Annotated in this window: 23 protein-coding genes, 3 pseudogenes and 1 CRISPR repeat array; of the genes and pseudogenes, 13 read left to right on the forward strand and 13 right to left on the reverse strand. The window is 37.3% G+C overall.

The genetic code is table 11. The features are described from left to right. Positions 1-60 precede the first annotated feature (60 nt). Together recR and FJR37_RS19055 are read left to right on the forward strand one after the other, a co-directional pair. The gene (gene recR, locus FJR37_RS19050) at positions 61-660 is read left to right on the forward strand and encodes a recombination mediator RecR (RefSeq protein WP_168466845.1); all 600 of its coding nucleotides are present in this window, start codon (positions 61-63) and stop codon (positions 658-660) included. Between the two features lie 23 nt (positions 661-683). Then, the gene (locus tag FJR37_RS19055; RefSeq protein WP_039201994.1) at positions 684-1,304 is read left to right on the forward strand and encodes a hypothetical protein; all 621 of its coding nucleotides are present in this window, start codon (positions 684-686) and stop codon (positions 1,302-1,304) included. A 182-nt stretch (positions 1,305-1,486) separates the two neighbouring features. On the opposite strand, the gene FJR37_RS19060 is transcribed toward FJR37_RS19055, so the two are convergent. Together FJR37_RS19060 and cas6 (FJR37_RS19065) are read right to left on the reverse strand one after the other, a co-directional pair. After that, positions 1,487-2,752, reverse strand: a complete 1,266-nt coding sequence (locus FJR37_RS19060; RefSeq protein WP_168466832.1) for an NAD(P)/FAD-dependent oxidoreductase — start codon at positions 2,750-2,752, stop codon at positions 1,487-1,489. Between the two features lie 888 nt (positions 2,753-3,640). Next, positions 3,641-4,780: a CRISPR-associated endoribonuclease Cas6 gene (gene cas6 / locus FJR37_RS19065; protein ID WP_168466833.1), complete on the reverse strand. Its 1,140-nt coding sequence runs from the start codon at positions 4,778-4,780 to the stop codon at positions 3,641-3,643. Between the two features lie 280 nt (positions 4,781-5,060). Here cas6 (FJR37_RS19065) and FJR37_RS19070 point away from each other — a divergent pair, with 280 nt between their 5' ends. Then, entirely contained in the window at positions 5,061-5,309 is a 249-nt protein-coding gene (locus FJR37_RS19070) for a hypothetical protein (protein ID WP_027404185.1), read from the forward strand. A 73-nt stretch (positions 5,310-5,382) separates the two neighbouring features. After that, a CRISPR array of direct repeats spans positions 5,383-6,070; the repeat unit is 37 nt; unit sequence GTTTCAGTCCCCTTGCGGGGATTAGATATGCGGAAAC. A 210-nt stretch (positions 6,071-6,280) separates the two neighbouring features. Here FJR37_RS19070 and cas2 read toward each other — a convergent pair. The 6 genes from cas2 to FJR37_RS19100 all read right to left on the reverse strand — a co-directional run bounded on the left by cas2 (position 6,281) and on the right by FJR37_RS19100 (position 10,734). Continuing rightward, on the reverse strand, positions 6,281-6,574 hold the full coding sequence (gene cas2, locus FJR37_RS19075; protein WP_168466834.1) for a CRISPR-associated endonuclease Cas2: 294 nt from the start codon (positions 6,572-6,574) through the stop codon (positions 6,281-6,283). After that, a complete protein-coding gene (cas1d, locus tag FJR37_RS19080; RefSeq protein WP_168466835.1) occupies positions 6,571-7,548 on the reverse strand; it encodes a type I-D CRISPR-associated endonuclease Cas1d in 978 nt (325 codons plus the stop codon). The genes cas2 and cas1d overlap by 4 nt, the downstream gene beginning before the upstream one ends. A 3-nt stretch (positions 7,549-7,551) precedes the next feature. Continuing rightward, positions 7,552-8,136: a CRISPR-associated protein Cas4 gene (gene cas4, locus FJR37_RS19085; RefSeq protein WP_168466836.1), complete on the reverse strand. Its 585-nt coding sequence runs from the start codon at positions 8,134-8,136 to the stop codon at positions 7,552-7,554. A 157-nt stretch (positions 8,137-8,293) separates the two neighbouring features. Beyond that, positions 8,294-9,322 carry a CRISPR system precrRNA processing endoribonuclease RAMP protein Cas6 gene (gene cas6 / locus FJR37_RS19090; protein WP_168466837.1) on the reverse strand — a complete coding sequence of 343 codons (1,029 nt, stop codon included), beginning with the start codon at positions 9,320-9,322 and terminating at the stop codon, positions 8,294-8,296. Then, positions 9,300-10,052, reverse strand: coding sequence for a hypothetical protein (locus tag FJR37_RS19095; protein ID WP_168466838.1), 753 nt, complete (start codon positions 10,050-10,052; stop codon positions 9,300-9,302). Before FJR37_RS19095 ends, cas6 (FJR37_RS19090) begins: the two co-directional genes overlap by 23 nt. Next, positions 10,033-10,734, reverse strand: a complete 702-nt coding sequence (locus FJR37_RS19100; protein WP_371416144.1) for a hypothetical protein — start codon at positions 10,732-10,734, stop codon at positions 10,033-10,035. Before FJR37_RS19100 ends, FJR37_RS19095 begins: the two co-directional genes overlap by 20 nt. A gap of 52 nt (positions 10,735-10,786) precedes the next feature. Between FJR37_RS19100 and FJR37_RS19105 the strand changes: the two are divergent. Continuing rightward, positions 10,787-11,091, forward strand: a pseudogene (locus FJR37_RS19105) (transposase); the annotation flags it as partial. Between the two features lie 314 nt (positions 11,092-11,405). Here FJR37_RS19105 and xisF read toward each other — a convergent pair. After that, complete coding sequence (gene xisF / locus FJR37_RS19110; RefSeq protein ID WP_254434613.1) at positions 11,406-12,767, reverse strand: fdxN element excision recombinase XisF; 1,362 nt, start codon at positions 12,765-12,767, stop codon at positions 11,406-11,408. A 33-nt stretch (positions 12,768-12,800) separates the two neighbouring features. Between xisF and nifH (FJR37_RS19115) the strand changes: the two are divergent. Then, positions 12,801-13,094 (forward strand): annotated as a pseudogene (gene nifH / locus FJR37_RS19115) (nitrogenase reductase); the annotation flags it as partial. A 368-nt stretch (positions 13,095-13,462) separates the two neighbouring features. Continuing rightward, positions 13,463-14,200, forward strand: a complete 738-nt coding sequence (locus FJR37_RS19120; protein WP_052149881.1) for a DNA methyltransferase — start codon at positions 13,463-13,465, stop codon at positions 14,198-14,200. 203 nt (positions 14,201-14,403) lie between these two features. Here the strand turns inward: FJR37_RS19120 and FJR37_RS19125 are convergent, their stop codons facing one another. Together FJR37_RS19125 and FJR37_RS19130 are read right to left on the reverse strand one after the other, a co-directional pair. Continuing rightward, on the reverse strand, positions 14,404-14,640 hold the full coding sequence (locus tag FJR37_RS19125; RefSeq protein ID WP_039201657.1) for a hypothetical protein: 237 nt from the start codon (positions 14,638-14,640) through the stop codon (positions 14,404-14,406). A gap of 333 nt (positions 14,641-14,973) precedes the next feature. Next, positions 14,974-15,138, reverse strand: coding sequence for a hypothetical protein (locus FJR37_RS19130; RefSeq protein WP_168466839.1), 165 nt, complete (start codon positions 15,136-15,138; stop codon positions 14,974-14,976). Between FJR37_RS19130 and FJR37_RS19135 the strand changes: the two genes are divergently transcribed. The 5 genes from FJR37_RS19135 (at position 15,137) to FJR37_RS19155 (ending at position 16,500) form a co-directional block, all read left to right on the forward strand. Then, positions 15,137-15,349 (forward strand): hypothetical protein, encoded by a 213-nt coding sequence (locus FJR37_RS19135; protein WP_039201656.1) that lies wholly within the window; start codon positions 15,137-15,139, stop codon positions 15,347-15,349. The two genes, FJR37_RS19130 and FJR37_RS19135, sit on opposite strands and share 2 nt — an antisense overlap. Continuing rightward, positions 15,330-15,608, forward strand: a complete 279-nt coding sequence (locus FJR37_RS19140; RefSeq protein WP_039201654.1) for a type II toxin-antitoxin system RelE/ParE family toxin — start codon at positions 15,330-15,332, stop codon at positions 15,606-15,608. The genes FJR37_RS19135 and FJR37_RS19140 overlap by 20 nt, the downstream gene beginning before the upstream one ends. A 192-nt stretch (positions 15,609-15,800) precedes the next feature. Continuing rightward, the gene (locus tag FJR37_RS19145) at positions 15,801-15,974 is read left to right on the forward strand and encodes a type II toxin-antitoxin system HigB family toxin (protein ID WP_081981423.1); all 174 of its coding nucleotides are present in this window, start codon (positions 15,801-15,803) and stop codon (positions 15,972-15,974) included. Then, complete coding sequence (locus tag FJR37_RS19150) at positions 15,974-16,204, forward strand: hypothetical protein (RefSeq protein ID WP_168466840.1); 231 nt, start codon at positions 15,974-15,976, stop codon at positions 16,202-16,204. The genes FJR37_RS19145 and FJR37_RS19150 overlap by 1 nt, the downstream gene beginning before the upstream one ends. Before the next feature lie 2 nt (positions 16,205-16,206). Continuing rightward, positions 16,207-16,500, forward strand: a complete 294-nt coding sequence (locus FJR37_RS19155) for a type II toxin-antitoxin system HicB family antitoxin (RefSeq protein ID WP_371416140.1) — start codon at positions 16,207-16,209, stop codon at positions 16,498-16,500. Between the two features lie 71 nt (positions 16,501-16,571). Here the strand turns inward: FJR37_RS19155 and FJR37_RS19160 are convergent, their stop codons facing one another. Next, complete coding sequence (locus FJR37_RS19160; RefSeq protein WP_168466841.1) at positions 16,572-17,177, reverse strand: hypothetical protein; 606 nt, start codon at positions 17,175-17,177, stop codon at positions 16,572-16,574. Between the two features lie 60 nt (positions 17,178-17,237). Then, positions 17,238-18,665: a site-specific integrase gene (locus FJR37_RS19165; protein WP_168466842.1), complete on the reverse strand. Its 1,428-nt coding sequence runs from the start codon at positions 18,663-18,665 to the stop codon at positions 17,238-17,240. A gap of 110 nt (positions 18,666-18,775) precedes the next feature. On the opposite strand from FJR37_RS19165, the pseudogene nifH (FJR37_RS19170) reads away from it, so the two are divergent. Continuing rightward, positions 18,776-19,225 (forward strand): annotated as a pseudogene (gene nifH / locus FJR37_RS19170) (nitrogenase reductase); the annotation flags it as partial. A 165-nt stretch (positions 19,226-19,390) separates the two neighbouring features. After that, entirely contained in the window at positions 19,391-20,785 is a 1,395-nt protein-coding gene (gene nifD / locus FJR37_RS19175; protein ID WP_168466843.1) for a nitrogenase molybdenum-iron protein alpha chain, read from the forward strand. Positions 20,786-21,048: the final 263 nt, after the last annotated feature.

A 21,048-nucleotide genomic window follows, 5' to 3' on the forward strand; every position in this document is an offset into this window, starting at 1 on the left:
GTTTTTTACCAAATTATTCGGTCTGACGCACCCTACAAGAGATAAAACCCTGGAGGTAAAATTACGGTTTACGCACGTCCCCTAGCCAAATTAATCGAACAATTGCAACGGCTCCCTGGAGTTGGTCCTAAAAGCGCCCAACGTTTAGCTTTGCACATCTTAAAAAGACCAGAAGTAGAAGTAGAAGCCTTAGCTCAAGCACTTATTGACGCAAAAAAACAGATCGGTTTGTGTAAAGTTTGTTTTCACCTTTCATCAGATCCAATCTGTGAAATTTGTCGTCATCCTCAGCGAGATAATACAATTATTTGCGTAGTTGCAGATTCTCGTGATGTGATTGCATTGGAAAAAACCCGTGAATTTAAAGGTAAATATCATGTTTTAGGTGGCGTAATTTCCCCTATGGATGGTATTGGACCAGAACAGTTAAATATTCAGCCTTTAGTCAGACGGGTAAGCGAACAAAAACCCCAAGAGGTGATTTTAGCTATTAGTCCTAGCATCGAAGGAGAAACCACAACATTATACATAGGTCAATTACTAAAACCATTTACAAAAGTCACCCGCATTGCTTTTGGTTTACCTGTAGGTGGTGATTTAGAATATGCTGATGAACTTACCTTAGCTAGAGCATTAGAAGGACGGAGAGAGCTAGATTAAAAGTAGCAAATTTGATTACCAAAATGTTTTTTACCAACTCCCTAGAAAATCAACTGCAAGAGTGGAATAATACCATTAACATTCAGCCAAATAATGTCAATGCTTATGTCCGTCGCGGCATGATTAATTTTAAATTAGGAAAAATTGCCGAATCAATTCAAGATTTTGATCATGCAGAAAAGTTAGATATTCAAATTACTCCTTATCTGTGGCAACGAGGATTATCTTATTATTATGCAGAACGATTTGCTGAAGGTGCAAAACAGTTTGAAATAGATTTAACTGTTAATGCTCAAGATGTGGAAGAAACTGTCTGGAGATATCTTTGTATAGCTAGATTATCCGGTGTTACAGAAGCTCGTAATTCTTTATTACCTGTGAAAAATGATCCGCGAAAAATCATGAAGTCTGTTTATGATTTATTTGCAGGTAATTGTACAACAGATGATGTTTTGAACGTAGGAAAATTGGCAGGATTAAAAGGTAAGTTTTACAGTCATCTCTATTTGGGTTTATATTATGAAGCTGAGAATAATTTAGAGTTAGCGCAGGAATATATAGTTAAAGCGGCTGATGAGTATAAGCTTGATGATTATATGTGGTATTTAGCAGTAGTGCATAAGCAATTACGAGAATGGGAGTAATATAAATTATACATCTCCAGAAATAAAATTTCACGAATCGCTTCCCCTGAGTTCCCTCCCCTTTACAAGGGGAGGGTTAGGGAGGGGTAAAACATTTGATAATAGCAATCATGACTTTTCAAACACCCTCTAATAATTTAATTTCCTCTAAGAATCCCGTTGCGCGAGAATGTGTAAGTTATCTAAAAATATTTATTAATTAAATAGTTAGAATATTCAGTAACTCCTCTTAAAGAAGGAAAATTCATAATTTCTCCTGTTAGATACATATTATTTTGTCCTTGAATACCTTCTAATTTATCATAAAAGCCATCTTTCATATCTTCACTACCAACATGGGGGAAATATTTCCATTTAATAGATACATATTCTTTATCAATTATAAATCCCATGTTTTTTAGTTGATTTTCTACGTCTAACTTAAGTTGTTGTTCGTTATGCTCTTGGTTTGCCACTAGATAAAAAGTACAAAATTCTGAATTTACATAACGACGATAAAAAAACATAATCTTTCCTTGATCCCTACTGTTCATATTTTCAGTAAAAAATCCACTATCAACATCTGTTTTAGTAAAGGGAAACTTACTGATAATAAATGCAAAAGTATAATAATTATTATACTTTATCTTAGAAAACAACTCATTTTCAAGCAAAGTTGCATCAAGAAAATCAAGGGCATTATCCAAGGGACAGGCTAAAATTAACTTATCAAACTCATAATTTCCTTTTTGAGTTTGGATATAAATTCCATCAGTTCGGTTGATGCTAATAATGTGTTCTTCAAATAAAACATTAAATTGTTTTGATAATTTCTGCCATAAATTTCCTGCTCCTTCTACAAAGAATTGCAGTCTCTTCGTAATAAAATATTCAACTAAACCTGTAAAAGTAAGATACTTTAAATAATAGGCAGTTGGAATTGTATCAAAATAACCATAGCCAAAAGGAGAAACAATTGTATTTAGAGTTTGGGCAAAATCCGATAAATTATTTTTACGACAATAGCTATCAAAATTTTCATATAATTCTTCAGGAATATTAGATAAACCCGGCTGACAAAATTTTCGATTTTTGAATAATAAATATGAAAACTTAAACAATAATTCCCAGATAAATTTTATTTGTTTGAAAAAACTTGATTTAATTTCCAAACCGTTATTGTTCAAAAAAATAGGATTAGGAATAGCGGGTATTTTGGACTTCATCCCCAGTTCTTTCATTATTTCCAAAATCACCTTATAATCGCTACAAATCGCACCAGCACCAAGTTCAAAATACCTATCTTTATAGACAATAGTATGGCATTTTCCTCCAGGCTGGTTCTCTTTTTCAAGGATAGTGATATTTTTGTAACCTTTTTTTCTTAAAATATAAGCTACAGTCAAACCAGCCGCACCAGCGCCGATTATACAAATTTTTGTATTCAAGTCAAATTTGTTGTCAGTCAAAATTGCCTCCCAAAATCAAATACTAAGTAATTGGACAAAAATATTTACAGTCATTGCGAGCGAAGGGAAGCAATCACAACCCTGGCAATTGCTTCATTTCACTTCGTTCCATATGGCTAACGCCACGCTGCGCTAACGCCATGACATTGTGTAACTAATTCTGTCTCACTACTTATCATCCATTAGACATCTCCAGAAATTAAAGATCCTTAAGCTGAAACCCTTGTAGAAACGTTCCATGGAACGTCTCTACAATCTTTTTTGGAGATGTCTATTCGCAATGACATTGTGTAATTAATTCTGTCTCACTACTTACCATTCCCTAACCATCCCCGATGCTTTGGGGCTACGGTGTACACACAAGTTATCGAATCACCATTATTCCTCAAATTACCCCACCCTAACCCTCCCCGATGCTTTGGGGAGGGAACTAATTTTTCCTTAATCCCCCCTTAGAGGATGTTTGAAAAGTGGTATTCCGTAATTTTCATCACATTGCTACCCCCCTTTCCCCTTGTAAAGGGGGGAAACAATAAAAATCCAGTTCCCTCCCCTTTACAAGGGGAGGGTTAGGGTGGGGTAAAAAATATTTGATACATCAACCATAACTTTTCAAACACCCTCTTATAAAGGGGGGATTAAGGCGGGTAATTTAACTTGTGTGTGATAGCCTTTTAGGAGAGGGCTAGGGAGAGGTAGGGAATGGGGGTTAGGTTTTTGGAGATTATCGGTTTCATCTAATACTTTTCAACCACCCTCTTATGTTATATTCTTCAGAGCAACTATACATGACTTGTTATCAAACTGTACTTATAGCCCATTTATAAACCCAAAAAAACCACTTTACTTCCCTCTAAAGAAATTCTTCTCAGGGAGTATAGAAAAATGTTAAACATTGGATTGTGTATCTTTAAGCATTCGACGAGCTAATTTAACATAGGTTTTCGCTGTGGTGTAAGGTATTTCTAAATCCTCGGCTATTACCTGTAATGATTCCCCCATTTCCCGGCGGGCTAAAATCGTTGCCCAGGTTGTAGCGATTTTTTCCGTGCGTTCTCCTCCTATGCGTTTACGTTGTGCTGTGAATATTGTTGTCAATTCCTCAATGCGTTCTGGTAGCAAATTTGTTATCGCTGTGGAAGATATATTTGATTCTGGGTTTACCCAGTTCAAGCAGGTTTGTCCGAGTCCAAAAGTGGTTTTGTGTCCTGTTCCGCAGTAGGGAGCAAGTTGCACTAAAGCATAAAATAATTGGGTAAATTCAATATTATCTAAGGCAGTTTTAGTTAATCCCAGAGAAATTGCCCCTGTAAAACCAGTGACAGAACCCCGTTTACCTGCTGCAACTTTGACTGATTCTAAGTGATGTTTGTGAATGATGACGTTTTCATCTATCCATTCTAGAAAAGCTTCTTGTTCTATGGGCATTCCTGAAAAATCATTCCAACGTCTGAGGTAACTATGGAAAAGATTGAAGGGAACAGGAAGGGGAAAATGATGCCCTTTACGGCGAAAACTGGTAGGGGAAATAAAACTCAGATTAATATTTCTATGGTTTATAAATGATTGGAGTAGTTGGTTGTAAGTAGTTGGTGGATTAACAATACTTATTTGCTTTATTTGTAAGTAAGCATCCCTTAATTTCAAAGTAGTTGGCGGTTGTGTTAACCACTGACTCAAAAACTGAACTACTGGTTGAGAAATAGCGTTAATCTGCCAACGATATCTATAATTTGCTTGCAGTTGCAGTTGTTTTCCAGTGGGCAGTAATTGACCTTCTAGTGCAGAAATACTAAAGGGTTTTTCTGACTCACTATCATGCAAATATGCTGAAAGCGTTGGGTTAATTTGCCGCACTTGGTCTAAAAACCAAGCATGAAGTCCAATGGTATATTGCGAGTATAGAGCGGTGGAATCAGTCACTTCTAGCTCAAAAACTAAGCTAACTAATTCGGTATCATCTGCCCATATTAAAGGGGTGTTTTTTGATGGGTTTTTATGTTTGCTAGATGTAGCTAGTTCTGACATTTTTTTTAATGCTACATGGTTTTTATGATCCGCATTTTACAACCTTTCAGTCCCCTTGCGGGGATTAGATATGCGGAAACTTGACTGCTTTCCGTTATCTCTATCAATATAACTGGTTATGGTTACTTTGCACTTGTCAAATATTTATTTTTCATATACATTAAGGAAGTTGAACGGAGATAGAAAAATGTCATTGAAAGTCCGGGAAAACGACTAATTGAAGTCATTGATATAGAAGATGACATCTTGCCGATAGTTTGTATTTTTGAGGATTACGAAAATGAGTGAAACAGCTACCTTGCTACCACTGAACACATTTATCTCAGTTTTTGAGGCTATCAGCGATCGCAACTGGTTACAATTCAAGGAACTTGAAAGGGCGTTCGCTAGTAGTTACGGAGTAGAAACTTGGGCAGATGTTTTAAACTTCCGTATTAAGCCAGCCCTTGAACCTGAAGCTAAAAAATGGTTGCTAGTCCAAAGATGTAGCCAAGGGATTAAATCAATAAAAATAATCAATGATGACTAGATGGCATCCGTTTCTTCAGTTCTCGCACCCACACGTCCAATTCCGCAACTTTTTGAGCCGCAGTGGAAGGGTAGCTTAAGTCCCCTTGCGGGGGTTAGATATACGGAAACTTAGGACAATTTTTGTACCTATCGTAGTTGTACGCCTGTTTCAGTCACCTTGCGGGGATTAGATATGCGGAAACTTCTTTTTGCCCGCTATATTCTAGTCTTTGCTCTAGTTTCAGTCCCCTTGCGGGGATTAGATATGCGGAAACTTTAGTGATTCTTATTGGTTATCAGATAACCATACAGTGTTTCAGTCCCCTTGCGGGGATTAGATATGCGGAAACGCAATTGCAGCGATCGCTTTGTCCTGATAAAAATAACCGTTTCAGTCCCCTTGCGGGGATTAGATATGCGGAAACGCTAATACAACGTTGCGCTAGAATTGATGCACGTTTTGTTTCAGTCCCCTTGCGGGGATTAGATATGCGGAAACGTTAACGTTTCACCATCGTGATGTTTCAGTCCCCTTGCGGGGATTAGATATGCGGAAACCATACAACGCTGCTGTTTTATTAATGACTCAAGTATTGTTTCAGTCCCCTTGCGGGGATTAGATATGCGGAAACTTTTGTGTTTTGCGTGTTTTTGTTTACATAACTATATTGTTTCAGTCCCCTTGCGGGGATTAGATATGCGGAAACTTCATAAAAATCCTGTTTTTCTAGTTCAGTTGTACCGTTTCAGTCCCCTTGCGGGGATTAGATATGCGGAAACCCCGCCGTCTGAAACATAAACTGGGGGCGGAATCCAGAGACGATTTTGGCGGACCTCTCAAAAAACCTTATTACAGGCTTCGGGTCAAGCGCCAACTGAAACTAATGAAACGCTGAAAGTATTTAGTTGTCAAGGTTCTGGCTGTTTGGCGAATCTCCAGGGTTTTTGACCCCGCTCTAGGTCTGCCAAAAATTTAAGCTGATGTATCAATTATATAATGATAGCCTGTTCTTGTCTAGGAATTTCCGAACCATAAGTAATAGTTCTTTTCACACTCCCAGCATCCAGCACATACATTCTAATAGAATCCTCATCAGACTTGATCAGTTTTTCTATCTTGGTTTGCAACTGAGCAAATTGTACAGCAGTCAAAAAACACTCAAACACACTGTATTGAGTCCATTTACCATAACCACCGAGCATTTTGTGTAAACGAGTGCGGCGTTTATTTGCAGCTTTATTGTCAGGTAAGTCATAAATAATCAGATAAAACAGTGTAGTCATCTTAATGATAAAGGTTTGTAGGGAATACCTTCTTGTAAATGACGACTCAGTAACCGTGCTTGTAATTCTATTGCTCGTCTGTAGGTACAACGATAATCAAACAGTGGGTGTTTAAATTCATCATTCATTTTTTTGTCAAAAGCTTGCAAGAATGTTTTTTTTGCATTGTCCTTTAAGCGATAAGCACCCAAACTTTCGTTAAAATCTTCGGGTTTAATTTCGTGTTTATGCAATAACGACAGTACCAAATTATCAGCAATCAAAGCTCGAAATTCTTCCATCAAATCTAACACCATAGCTGGTTGACCATGATGAACTTCGTGGAGATAGCCAATATAAGGATCTAATCCTGCCACATGAACACCAGCCATGACTTGACCTTGTAATAAAGCATAGGCAAAACTGAGTAAGGAATTAACAGGGTCAGTAGGTGGACGACGATTTCTGCCATTAAAAGTCCATTGTTTACCTATCATTCTTTGCCAACAAGCAAAATATTCCCTAGCTGCTAAACCTTCCACACCACGAACTTGATCTATATTTTGTTGAGTTTTAACTAAAATTTTCCGTTCTTTGAGCAGATTATCCTTTTCATTATGTCGGTACAAGACATTATATTGATTATGGATCTTTGCACTAACAATTGCCTTAACTAATTCCAAACGCCGCACAGGATCATGATAAACTGCATATTGCGCTAATCTCAATTGACCATTCCGAGAAGACTTAGGTAAAGCTGAACCCAAGTATTTACCAAAGGTAGAAAGATAATGCACTGGCATTCCTAATTCTAAAGCATAGACAAAAGCATCGCCGGTGACTTGGGGATTACCCATCAAAATAACTTCGTCTACTGTTTGAGCCGCAACCTTTTGTTTTTTCCAAGAACCGTCTTCTTGTTTCAAAGCAACTTGAAAAGCTTCATAATCTTTGCTTAAAACAGCATCAGGTTGAATGATATAAAGAGTAGTCATAATTTAATATTCTTGACGTTGTAATTGTTTGACTTCAAAGGGTAAACAAATTCCTTGCAGACTACATGATTGACATTTTTTAGGATGATCAATAGGTGCTGGCATTTTATTTTGACTAGCAACATGAGCGAGTGCTATCGCTTGTTCTGTCATTTGCCTTAATTGCGGTGTAAATTCCACAGTTTGTCTTCTGCGGTTGGCATGATAAAATATTTCACCATAGGTAATCGTGCGACCAGTGCGTTCTTCTAAACATAAAGCCGCTGCACAAACTTGAAAATGGTCATTTAGGTGTTGTGCCATCTTGCCTTTCTTGTATTCCACAGGCACAAGTTGACCATCGTATTCCTCAACAGCATCAATAATCCCGGAAACTTTGAGGCGTTCTGACCAGACCCATTGTTGTTGATGAATTAAGGTTTCTCCTTCTTGAAAAGTCCCTTCTTCATTAATATTGCGGTGGACATGACGACCTATGATAATATGTTCATTGTCTGCCATTTCTCCTAATACATATTCTAGGTAAAATCTACGCGGACAATATTCCCAGGCATTGAGATAAGCTAATGGTAAATAATCTTCATTCATTTTATTTGGTAATTGGTAATTTCTCGTTTTCTCGTTCCCATACTCTGTATGGGAATGAATTCTAGAAGGCTCTGCCTTCATTTAATAAAAGCAGAGGCAGAGCCTCTGTGATAGCATTCCCAGTCAGAGACTGGGAACGAGATAACAGTGTTCATTTTTAATTTTTAATTCTTAATTTTGAATTGACCTGTCCCATACCCATAGCTGTTTTACGTCCGACTCCAGAAAAGACCGCGAAGTTAGCTAAAATAGTGGCAATTCTGGCTTGTTCGGGGTTTGGAAACCGATATTTTACCCAGCCGACCGTACCAATTTCTGCACCAGCTTCCATCTTTAAAGCATGGGTTTTCAGTTCAAAAGCAGAAACTAAACCCTGCCATTCAACTTGAGGAAATTGTAATTCTGCGGGTGCAAATCTATTCCAACGACGTAATAAACTGTTAAATACTAAATCAGGTAATGGAAAAGGTTGGATATTTTGATTCTGTTTAAAACTGGTGGGGGAGAGAAATTTTAATTCAATTATATTTTGTGATGGTATCTCTAAAAGTTTTTCAAAGCTGCTAGATTGATAAATATTTATCCACTTGCCTAATTTACAAGATATTCCTGCTAATGTAATTTCACCACCTAAATTGTTACTTAATCCCCACAATAAAGGTGCTAAAATCTCTTGTTTTAACAGCGTAATTCTCAACCGTATTCTTTGCGGGGAAGTGTACTCTATTCCTATCGTCATTGGTAAAGTATCTTGTTGATGCAAATTCTCTGCGAGAATGGGATCTGCATTAGCAACCCATTGAAAACATTGAGCATGAATAGCCCTTCCTAATGTTGCTGGTAACGGTGCAGTAGCAGAAATGGAAATGAGAATTACATGAAGGTTATTAGAATCAACTTCAACACCTGTTAATTGATATGAATTATTTTGCCAATCCAGGGTAATTCTTTTACCAATAATTCGCTGACAAATTGATTCCATCAGTTGGGGATATAATCCAGAATCTGGCAACACAGGCATGATTTTGGTAATACCATCAGCAATATGTAATTGAATCCACACAGGTGCAGGTTGAATATCTGATAACCAAGATTCTAAGGTGACAGAATTGATAATTTTTGCATCTTGTCTGAGGATTAAACTCATCCCAGCAAATGTAGTCTCAATATCTTCTGTAAATGTCATAACGAGCGCTGGTGGCGATAAATTTCAATGGTAGAAATCCTGATTTAATCACTCGGTCTTTATTGAGTTGGGCTTTATCAGTGGAAAAAGGATTAATACGACTAAATGTGGTTTTTTCACCTAAATCATCCATTGGTTGAATTGTAAAACCAGTAGCAGGATTTGGTAAAAATAATGGTTCAGCAGTTTCTTGTTTCAAGTCTGGTAAATATTGAAAAAAACATCCCTTTTTACCAAAATAATTAATTTGGACAAATAATTGTTCTAATTCTAATAAATGCTTTCCTGCACTACAACAAATTTGCAGATGTCCTTGTAAATGCACCCATTCCCGAAATACAAAACCATCCTGCATAGGCACAGTTAGACGAGTTTTATCTGCTTTGTCTGCGGATTGATCGTAATAGCGGAGTTTGTAACCATTACGATTGACAACTAATCTTTCTGAAGGACAGATATAAATGATTAAATCTCGAATCCAGGTAAATTCGGTTTTAATCCATTGGTCAAAATCATTTGGATGGTGTCTTCCCTGACTTTCTAACAACACTTTTAACAATGCCATTTTGATAGCATAAGGAGTAGGTACTAAATTAGACCTTGCTGCCATACTTGTAGCATCAGAACGTTTGAGAGAAAATAGGCTAACAGGTTGATAGGTGACAGTTAGCCATGTAGTTACGGTTTTTGATTGTGGGGAAGTTTTAGATTTAGGAGATTGCTTCGGCATTTTCACTATCCCAAGGTAGAGTTTGAGCAATCAAAATTTCAATTTGGTCTGCAAATTCAGCCATATTGTCAAATTCAAAACAGCGAATTGTCTCAGCACCATTGAGATTATTTAAAGTAGTGGCTAAACTCTTAATTTGACTTTGGTAATCGTATTCCAATGCACTTAACATTGGTGCTGGACAACGGCGAGAACTAACGGTAATTATACCCTTAAAACTATCAGGATGAGGTAAATTAGTATTGCGTTTTGCACCATTGGGTTGTAAATAGGTATAAAGCACACTTTTTAGTAAAGCATCCAGGCGTTTTTTCCGTTCAGAAATATCAATGCTATAACCAAAATTGTGGGGGTTATAACCAATTCTAAAAGCCTCAATATTGAGAACAGTGGCATATAAACCCGAACTAACTTGCACATTATAAGGAGTGGGATTATCTACACCATATTTGGCATGAAAATAACTCTGGGTTTTTACACGATTTGGTAAACCAACAACCGCACCAAATTCAATTACAGAGTCGCGTTTGAGGGTTTGTCCACCTTTAACAGTCACCATGAAACCTTCTAAATCGCTGATGGTGCAAAGTTGCAGAACTTTACCAGTTTTCGCTGATAAATCAGTATCTTTATCTGTGAAAATTGAGGTAGTGGTAAATATATTGGAGAAACTGAAAAAAATCTACGTCGAGTTTTTGATGCTGCTGAAGAAGGTGGAGTTATCCTTTTATTAGTCTCTAAAAGAAGATTTTAGAGAAAGATTTGAATCATCCAAATCTTGGGGAGACAGTACAATTAAGTTATTAGATTGGATGCATGATGCACTTGCATTGCATATTTTCCTAAAAGTATAGGTACAATGATTAGATGGTTTGGTGAAGTAGTCGGTTATTTTGATGGCAGAACTACGAGTGGTACTGTAGAAGAAATTAATAATAAACTCAAACTCATTAAACGACTTGGATATGGCTTTCGCAACTTTAGCAATTTCAGATTACGCAGTTTATTAAACTGGCACTTTAGTATTAATTCTCCATAAAAGTAGCACAAGAGCCATAAATAATTCATACAAAATAACATGAGATTCTTGATTATTGAGAAACACAAAACTTGATTTGATATTTAATTTTGTGTCCGAACAATAAATTTGTTCATCATAAACAGACAAAAATATCAAAAAATAGCTAAACTAGTTACAAGACTTCACCTATGATGATATGCAGGAAACAGCGACTCAAGTATTGATTCGTGTCTCTAAAAAATGGTATAGGATTCGGTATTTAGATCCTGATACTAGAAAGAGATTAATGTCATTATCAGAGGAAGAATTTGAAATAGAACTTCAAGGGCTGCTTAAACCCGCAGCTTGACTTCTTTGATTTCACCATTGGCAACTTTTACGTAATCAATTAATTCTTTATATATTAAGGATTTATCCGCCCAGGGTGTTTCATCCCAAAAATTAATATTGCTACAACAAAACGCAAGAATATCAAATAGTTCGCTGTTGATTTTGTTGACTAAGGTTTCTTTTTGTTTGATTTTATTTATCTCTAAAATTGTTTGGTCAATGGCATCTTGAATTATTGGATTTTTAGGTAAAAGTCTCAGTGATTTTAGTTGCTCTTGTCTAGCAATCAATTCCGGGCTATCCTGTGTTTCCACATTTGAATTTGTAATTGCATATTCCTTAATTTCCCTGTGCCGTTCTACTAAGGTTTGATCTACTGCCAAAATAATATCTGGTAGATAGGTGCTAATTTTATTGCTACAAAAATCATTTCCCATGTTTTCATGTTTTTTGCAGCGGACTCTATATGTCGAGTTTCGTTTCTTACAAAAACATTTATAGCCGCAGTCAGCACAAATAATCTGCCCCGCTAGTGGGAAAATCTCTGTTTCTTTTTTATCCCTACCGTAGCTGTATTTAGATTTATTCTCGTCAAGTTTTCTAACTATGCGTTTGAATATATCCTCAGTAATCAAACGTTGGTGAGTATCTTCATGAATATCCCAATTCTCAGGTTTATTTAAATTGTCTTTGATATTGTAGGCGGTACACCCCCTGAGTACAGGGTTTAAAAGCCAGTAACGCAGTCCGGCAGCAGTCCACTTGAGATGATAAGTTTGCAGTAAATATTGACCCGTACTCCTCAATGTAGCCCCATCACCGAGGAAATATGCAATCATCTTGTGAGCGATCGCCCATTTACTAATTCCATTCATCTCAGATAAATCAGGAGCATACTTTTCATCCACGCGACAATACCCAAAAGGTGGCCGGGGAGAAGCCTTTTTCTGCTCTCTAAAAAAGTTCATGCCATTTTTGATCCGATTAGCAAGTAGCCTAGATTCAAATTCAGCCAATCCAGCCATCTGATTCACAGAAAACCACCCAAAGGGGGAAGATGGGTCAACGGGGGCATCCAAAACCGTGAGTTTGACCTTATACTCCTCAAAGATAGCGATCGCTTTGTGAATCCCCACCACGCTGCGTCCTAGTCGGTCAATTCTCGTACAAATGACTTCAGTGATTTTGCCTTGTTTGCACTGAGCAATCATTTTATTAAATTCTTTCCTCTTGTCGCTGCGCCCGGACTCAACATCTGAGAAGATGACAATAGCGCCAGCCCTTTCTACTCGTGCTGTTTGTTGTTCCAAAGCATTACCTTCATCCTGTTCACGGGTGGAAACCCTCACATAACCTGCTTTCATTATCATTCCTCATACTGCCCATATTGTTAATATAACTCTACCCGTTTGATGCTTCACTCCAAGGCTCAAACAACCGTTCTTCACTTGGCTGCTGAAAGAGGATCTGTTGAAGACCTAGAACTTCATGAAGTAATGCTCAAAGGTTTCCGCGACGTTAAATGCGTGGAATCCGGTGGTCCAGAACCCGGTGTAGGTTGTGCTGGTCGTGGTATTATCACCGCTATTAACTTCCTAGAAGAAAACGGTGCTTACGTAGACTTAGATTTCGTATCTTACGACGTATTGGGTGACGTTGTATGCGGTGGATTTGCTATGCCTATCCGTGAAGATTAAGCCATTTTATCTAGGGTTTTTGTTAATGCAATTGGTTGGGAATTTTGATTTTTTTATGCCCTATTTTTGCCCTGGGAAATTTTGGTGAAATGGGGTTTTTGTTAGGGTTTATTCTTTTATTTACCCTATTTTGTCCCTAGCGTCAAGGGGGATACATGATTTTTGATAAATGTGTTACTGATTCATGGTTTATAATAACTTTAATTGGCGTTGCTGAAATGAGGTATGAAATTCCCAAATTGAACCTTTAAAACTCAAACCTCAGTGCGTCTTTGCGCCTTTGCGTGAGACTAAAATTCATACCCTTAATCAGCAACGCCCTTTAATTATATGTACCTTAAAGCAGGATAATATTGAAACATATGCAATACATACAGCGATCAATCTTACAATCTGATAGCGAAAATATCTCTCTCAACAAGCGTAAGCAAGGTGGTGAATCCACTTCAGACCTGATAATGTCTGCTTATTTATCAGGAAACGCCGAAGTTTTTCCCAATATTCTCGAATTGCACGTTCCAGTGGGGTCTATTGTGGCGGATGTTACTTGGGGAAAAGGGGTTTTTTGGCAAAATGTGCCTAAAGATAAATATAAACTTCTTGCTACTGACATATCCACCGGAGTAGACTGTCGTAAATTACCATATGAAAATCAATCAATAGATTGTGTAGTTTTAGATCCTCCATATATGGAAGGCTTTTATAGAAAAGAAGCTTCACAAAAAGCTGGTTCTGGTACACATTATTCATTTTCTAATGCTTACTCAAATGGAAATGAAATTAATGAAGATACTGAAAATATTGGTACAAAGAAATGGCACGCAGCAGTTACCGATATATACTTTAAAGCTGGTAAAGAAGCCTATAGAATTTTAAGAAAGGATGGAATACTAATAGTCAAATGTCAAGATGAAGTTAGTGCAGGAAAGCAATGGTTAACTCATGTAGAAATAATTAACGAATATGAAAAAAATGGCTACTACACAAAAGACTTATTTGTTGTTATGAGAACGAATAAGCCTTCGGTCAGCAGATTAAAAAAGCAAGTACACGCTCGAAAAAATCATTCATACTTCCTTGTATTTACAAAAAAGAAGTAGAATTTATATATGGAATTGATAGAATTTATAATTTCTATATTTCCTGCTCTAAGAGGATGTTTTAAAAGTTTTTAATGTGTAAACAGACCCCTCTCCAAACCTCTCCCCTGGTAGGGGAGAGGCTTTAAAACCCCCATTCCCTTGTAGGGAAGGGGGGGAGGGGGGTTAGGTTTTTGGAGATTATGGGTTTCATATAATACTTTTCAAACAACCTCTAATCCAAACTCTGAAGGATCACAACCTTCCTCATTTTCCAGCATTTGCTTCAGTAATTCTGTCAAATCACTATAAAATGGGGGTTGTGGCGGCCAACTCACAGGTATCAAACTAGATATTAAAAAGTTTCTTTCTTCTTCTGTATATTTTTTGTAGGATGAACATGGTAAATCACGGTTTCTAGCAAATTGAAAGTTCCACGTTTTATTACAGCAAATTGTCATCAAACCCGGAACAAGAACCCCACCCCCAACCCCCTCCCCGCAAGCGATGAGGGGGCTAAGATGTACCTCATAAGATTGGAAATTGCTGTAAATCCATAACAATTAACAGCAAGAATATCAAATTCTCCTCTTATAAGAAGGGTTGTTTTTAATTTTCTACCATTAGGAAGAATAATTTCACGATTATCACTGGCATCTACTTGAGCTTTTCCAAACCAAATTTGACTTTCTTTGTCCCATTTACTTTGAGTTTTTTGTAAAGATTTAGACTCAATACTAAAAGCTCGATGATGATAAATAATGTGCAAATCTCCTTTCTTTTTTCTATCATGATCACTGTTTGTGGGTTATGGGTGCGATAGCGAAGCGCTCCGTAGGAATCGCTTTTCCGATGTTGTGGGTTATGGGTGTGATCGCATTTTCGGTGTGTGGGTTGTGAGGTGCGATCGCTTCTACTAAAAACGGTATAATACTTTTATTCTCAAGGATAATACTCATGGAAATCCAAGAACTTAAAGCAATAATCAAAGAAAGCATCCGCGAAGTTTTGCGAGAAGAAAGAATGTTACTTTGTCAAGTCCTTATACCCTATGTAAGTGACGAAGAACAAGAAGAACTAGATGAAATGTTTGGTTCACCATCAGACTATGAAGATGAAGAATTAGTTGATATGACAGAGTGGGTAAAACATGGCCATAAAATTTCGTAAGAATGCTATTAAGTTTTTAGAAAAAGCAAATCTTGAAGATGCTGAGAAAATCCAGGAAAAAATATCCCAACTTCTATATTTTGTCGAAGAACAAGCCATTATTCCCTTTACAGAACTTGATATTAAAAAAATGAAAGGAGATTGGGAAGGATTTTATAGATTACGTATTGGTAAAATCAGAATTGTCTTTACAGTTAATACCCAATCTGGTGAAGTTGAAATTTTCACAATTAGTACAAGAGGAGATGTTTATAAATAAAAGTTTTTAAATTAATAAAGATGTGCATTGTGGGGATGCGATAGCGTTCGCGGTAGCGTCCCGGAGGGAACTAGCGCTCCGTAGGAATCATATTTAGTGTGTCCAAGTAAGTGATTTAATGCTTTAATTAGGATTAAGGATATAACTTTGAGAATTGTTATCAATTCAAAGATAAGGAGATAAAGATGCAAATTGCAGTCAAGCCAGATCAAGAAAAATACATTTCAAGTTGGTAAATTGACAGTTTTTAATATTGGTGGTAACAAAGTTAGACTAATTGCAGCAATTCATTATAACCGCCAAAGAATCTATATCCGTGCTGTGCTAACACATTCAGAATATGATGAAGGAAAGTGGAAAGAATAATGCAAACTTTAAACTTTGAAAAAACCATTAATGCTTGGTCATCCATTGCCGAAAATGTCTTTGTTCCTCACACAGAACAGGAATATAAACACTTAGTTTATATACTAGATTCTCTGATAGATCAAGTTGGTGAAGATGAAAATCATCCCCTTGCTTCACTCATGGAAGTCATCGGAGTTTTAATTGAAAACTATGAAAATGAACATATTCCTGAACTAAAGGAAGAGTAATTATGAATCACCATTACAGTATTTTAATTCAGTGGTCAGATGAAGATCAAAAATATGTAGTCAGTTTTCCAGAGTTTGGTCCTTATGTCCATACTCACGGAGAAAGAAAGCTATGCAGAAGCTCTAAAAAATGGAGAAGAAGTATTAGAACTTTTAATGGAAGAATATCAGTTACAAGGAAGATCACTTCCACAGCCTTTAACTTACCTTTGGGGGTTAAAGTCCCCTGCTTCTACAAGCAGCGAGTTTTGCGTCGGGGTAAAATCCCCGTTGCAAAACGTAATTCTAAATTCTAAATTCTAAATTCTGCATTCTTTTAATGGTAGGTTCTTCTATGACAATTGGTTAGTAACTTTTAATTGCTGAATTACCCGCCATTTTGCATCATCCAAACTAACATCCCTAAAATGTCTCCTACTGGAGGGAGAGAATAATCCATTAAATCAATAGTGACAAGATCATTTTCCAACTTCAGAAAACGCCATTGTGTACCACTGGTAATAGAACCATAAATAACTGAAACTGGACGATTTTTAGCAGCATTAAATCTTTGCGCGGCCACCATCTCTGCAATACATTGTCCAAACCCAGTTCTTAAATCAGCCTTTTTTGCTTCAACAATGACAATTACAGGGGCTTCAATTTCTAACACTTCAGGAGAACGACTTAATAAAAAATCACACATTCCATTAAGTCCAACTGACTCATCAACTGTAAAATCTTCACCCGAAAATAAACTAATTTGCCGATTTAAAATTCTTCTGACTTCTAACAAAACTGGGTAAATAATCCCTTCCGAACGGGCTTTTTCACTAGCAGAACCAGCCAGCGGTAAACTTTCTTCAAGATATGCTTTTAGCGTCACAGATGGTTCAATTTTTTCAAGAACAGGAATAAAACGCCCACCTTCCTGAGTTTTTAAACCAAAAGCTTCTTTAACCTTACCAATAGATGTAAATTGACTATAAGACATATCTTGTAACATTCCTAGTTTTATAAAATTACTCTTTGCGCCTCTGCGTGAGGCTAACTCTTATCCTAACTCAATTTTTATCAAACTGTGTCCCATCTGCAACCTCAATCTTTCATTGTCAATTCTCAACCTCTCATTTTCCTGTTCCAATCTAATTACAATATCTTGTAGATCTTCAACTTTTGATTTTTTCTTAATTGCTTCCTCAATAGCAACCTTGCGATTTTCCAAACTAAACCACTTTTGATAAATGGATGTGTGCATATTCACAGAATGACCCAAATTATCCGCCGCAGCTTTAATAGGAATCCCCATCAAATGCGCTCGAATTGCCCAAGCATGGCGTAAATCGTAAGGTTGAAAGGGAATCCCCACAAATCTAAACCATCTATCTGTACCATGTCGTACAGCGTTGATTTCTCTACTGGTAATTTTATTTTGGATTTTTGCTTTTAATAACTCAATTGCTTCTATATCTGTAGTTAAATTAAAACTTTCCACCCAACGTGGATATAATGGTAAAGCTTCCCTTTCTCCCGTTTTACATTCTTCATTAACACGCCATGTATTCATCACATTATCTGATGATAACCACCAATTTAAATCAGGATTAACAAAAATTTCAATCGGTCTTAATCCATAGGTTGCTAACATCCCATAAACCCAACGCCAAAGTTGCCAATTATTTCTATCTTCCCTAGTTGTCAACTTACTAGGACGATTAATTGCATAGGTTTCAAACTTGAGATATTCTGTTTCTATCTCTGCATCAGTAGGAATATCACGCTTACGTTGAGAAATAGCTTTGATTTTTAAATTACTTAATTCTGGAACTTCTAAACCAGAGCATTTACATAAAACCCGAATTACCTTAATTAACTCATTTTTCACACTATCCGAAGATGGGCAAAATTTTACAGCATCAATAAAATTGGCATCTATAGCTAGTTTATCCTTTGGCAAATGTTTGTTAGCAATATAAAAATAACTATTAAAAGTATTGTTGCTTTTGAGAGTCCGTTTCCTAGTTTGGAAATAATTGTTTTCAAAATCAGAAACCAACTCTCCCATTGTGATAAATTTCGCTTTAAATCTAGTTTTGCCTAAATATTTATCAGTCCAAACAAATTGTTTTCTGGAAATTAATTTTCCCAACTCATTAGCTTCTTCTTCTGCCGTATTTAAACCATCAAAACTAAAGGGAATACCCAAAGAAATATCATATTGCTTTGTCCCGCTACCGTTTTTATCAATATCACCTGGTTTAATAGGTAAGGTAGTTCTCAACTGTAATGAATTGCCGGATTTTCTGACAGAAACACTCACCCTAGCGGCTCTTAGTCTAGCATTAATTGCCTTTAATTCTGTTGTCAGTTTTGCCGTTAAGTGATTTTCTTGATTTTCTACTGCTTGCATTCTGCCTAAATATCCCCCGTCGGTAATAGCTGTTTGGTGAAAATCGGCAAATGCTTCCTGTGTTCTGTCCATACCCTAGATTTACCCTAATAAAAAAACTGCTCACTCCAGACAATGATTGCGGCAAACATAGTTGAAAATGAACATTTTCCGGCTTTTCAAATTATCTTATTACTCTTTATCGTGAAGGTAAAGCACAAGAAATCTACATCGTTACATCAGGTGAAATGATGGCGATGTACGCTGCAAACAACATCGCTCGTGGTGTACTTAAATATGCTCACTCCGGTGGAGTTCGTTTAGGTGGTTTGATCTGTAACAGCCGTAACACAGACCGAGAAATCGAATTAATCGAAACCTTGGCAAAACGGTTGAACACCCAAATGATTCACTACGTTCCCCGCGACAACATAGTTCAACACGCTGAATTACGTCGTATGACAGTGAACGAGTATGCACCAGAAAGCAAACAAGCTAACGAATACCGCGCACTAGCTAAGAAGATCATCAACAACACTAACCTCACCATCCCTACACCTATCGAAATGGAAGAGTTGGAAGAATTGTTGATTGAGTTCGGTATTCTCGAAAGCGAAGAAAATGCTGCAAAATTGATTGCTAAATCAGTATAATTCGCTGCTGAGAAAGAATTTTCTAACACCGGGAAAAAGGCAGAGAGCAGCACATCATCGCTCTCACCTTTGACCCACATTTCCCCTATCGCTACAGGGGGATGGTATTCCATTTCCCAAAATTCATCCCTATTTTCGTTCCTTTAGGAGCAAGAGAGACTAACAATGACTCCTCCAGACGACAAGAAGATTGTTGAACAAAGAAAAGAACTAGTTAAAGAAGTTCTCAAAGCTTACCCCGAAAAAGCTGCTAAGAAGCGTGAAAAGCATTTAAACGTATTTGAAGAAGGTAAGGCTGATTGTGGTGTTAAATCTAACATCAAATCCTTGCCTGGTGTAATGACCGCTCGTGGTTGTGCTTACGCAGGTTCTAAAGGTGTGGTTTGGGGTCCTATCAAGGACATGATCCACATCAGTCACGGTCCCGTTGGTTGCGGTTACTGGTCTTGGTCTGGTCGTCGTAACTACTACTTAGGTACAACAGGTGTTGATACCTTCGGTACTATGCACTTCACCTCCGACTTCCAAGAACGCGACATCGTGTTTGGTGGTGACAAGAAACTGACTAAATTAATTGAAGAATTAGATGTATTATTCCCCCTAAATCGTGGGGTTTCTATTCAATCTGAATGTCCTATCGGTTTGATTGGGGATGACATCGAAGCAGTAGCTAGAAAGACATCCAAAACCATCGGTAAGCCAGTTATTCCTGTCCGTTGCGAAGGTTTCCGTGGTGTGTCTCAGTCTTTAGGACACCACATCGCTAACGACATGATTCGTGACTGGGTATTCCCCAAAGCAGATCAAGGTAAGAAAGACGGTACATTGAAGTTTGAAGGCACTCCTTATGACGTAGCCATTATTGGTGACTACAACATCGGTGGTGATGCTTGGGCCAGCCGGATTTTGTTAGAAGAAATCGGTTTGCGCGTTGTTGCTCAATGGTCTGGTGACGGTACAATCAACGAAATGTTGATGACCCCCAACGTGAAGATGAACCTCATCCACTGTTACCGCTCGATGAACTACATCAGCCGTCACATGGAAGAAGCTTATGGTATACCCTGGTTAGAATATAACTTCTTTGGTCCTACCAAAATTGCTGAGTCTTTACGCGAAATCGCTTCTAAGTTTGATGCGAAGATCCAAGCAAATGCTGAAAAAGTAATTGCTAAGTATCAACCTACCATGGATGCGATCGTTAGTCAATATCGCCCCCGTTTGGAAGGTAAGACAGTTGCAATGATGGTTGGTGGTTTACGTCCCCGTCACGTTGTTCCCGCTTTCCAAGATTTGGGAATGAAGATGATTGGTACTGGTTATGAGTTCGCTCACAGTGACGACTATAAACGTACTACTCACTACATCGAAAACGGAACTATCGTTTATGACGACGTTACCGCTTACGAATTTGAAGAGTTCATCAAAGCATTGAAGCCTGACTTAGTTGCTTCTGGTGTGAAAGAGAAGTATGTATTCCAAAAAATGGGTCTTCCTTTCCGTCAAATGCACTCTTGGGATTACTCCGAACTTGCTCATGTTGCTGGAAAGGTGCATTAATTTGAGGTTTTTTGGTTGGGTAATTAAGAGAGTTTAATTTTTAGACTAAATGCAATTTATTATGTTCTATAATAACATTGTTTGTGGATAACTGCAAGTAGTAAAAGTCTGATTTTATCTGATTTTGAGATGGTTGTAAATTTGTGATGTTTGGTGATTTGGTTAAATTTGATAACTTTTTGTGGGTTGATTTTATAGACTAAATAGTAGGGTGCGTCAGACAAATAACTTAGTTAAAAAAAGATAAATTAAAAATCTGATGT

This window comes from Aphanizomenon sp. UHCC 0183, from assembly GCF_009712065.1.
GTDB classification, from domain to species: Bacteria; Cyanobacteriota; Cyanobacteriia; order Cyanobacteriales; family Nostocaceae; genus Dolichospermum; species Dolichospermum heterosporum.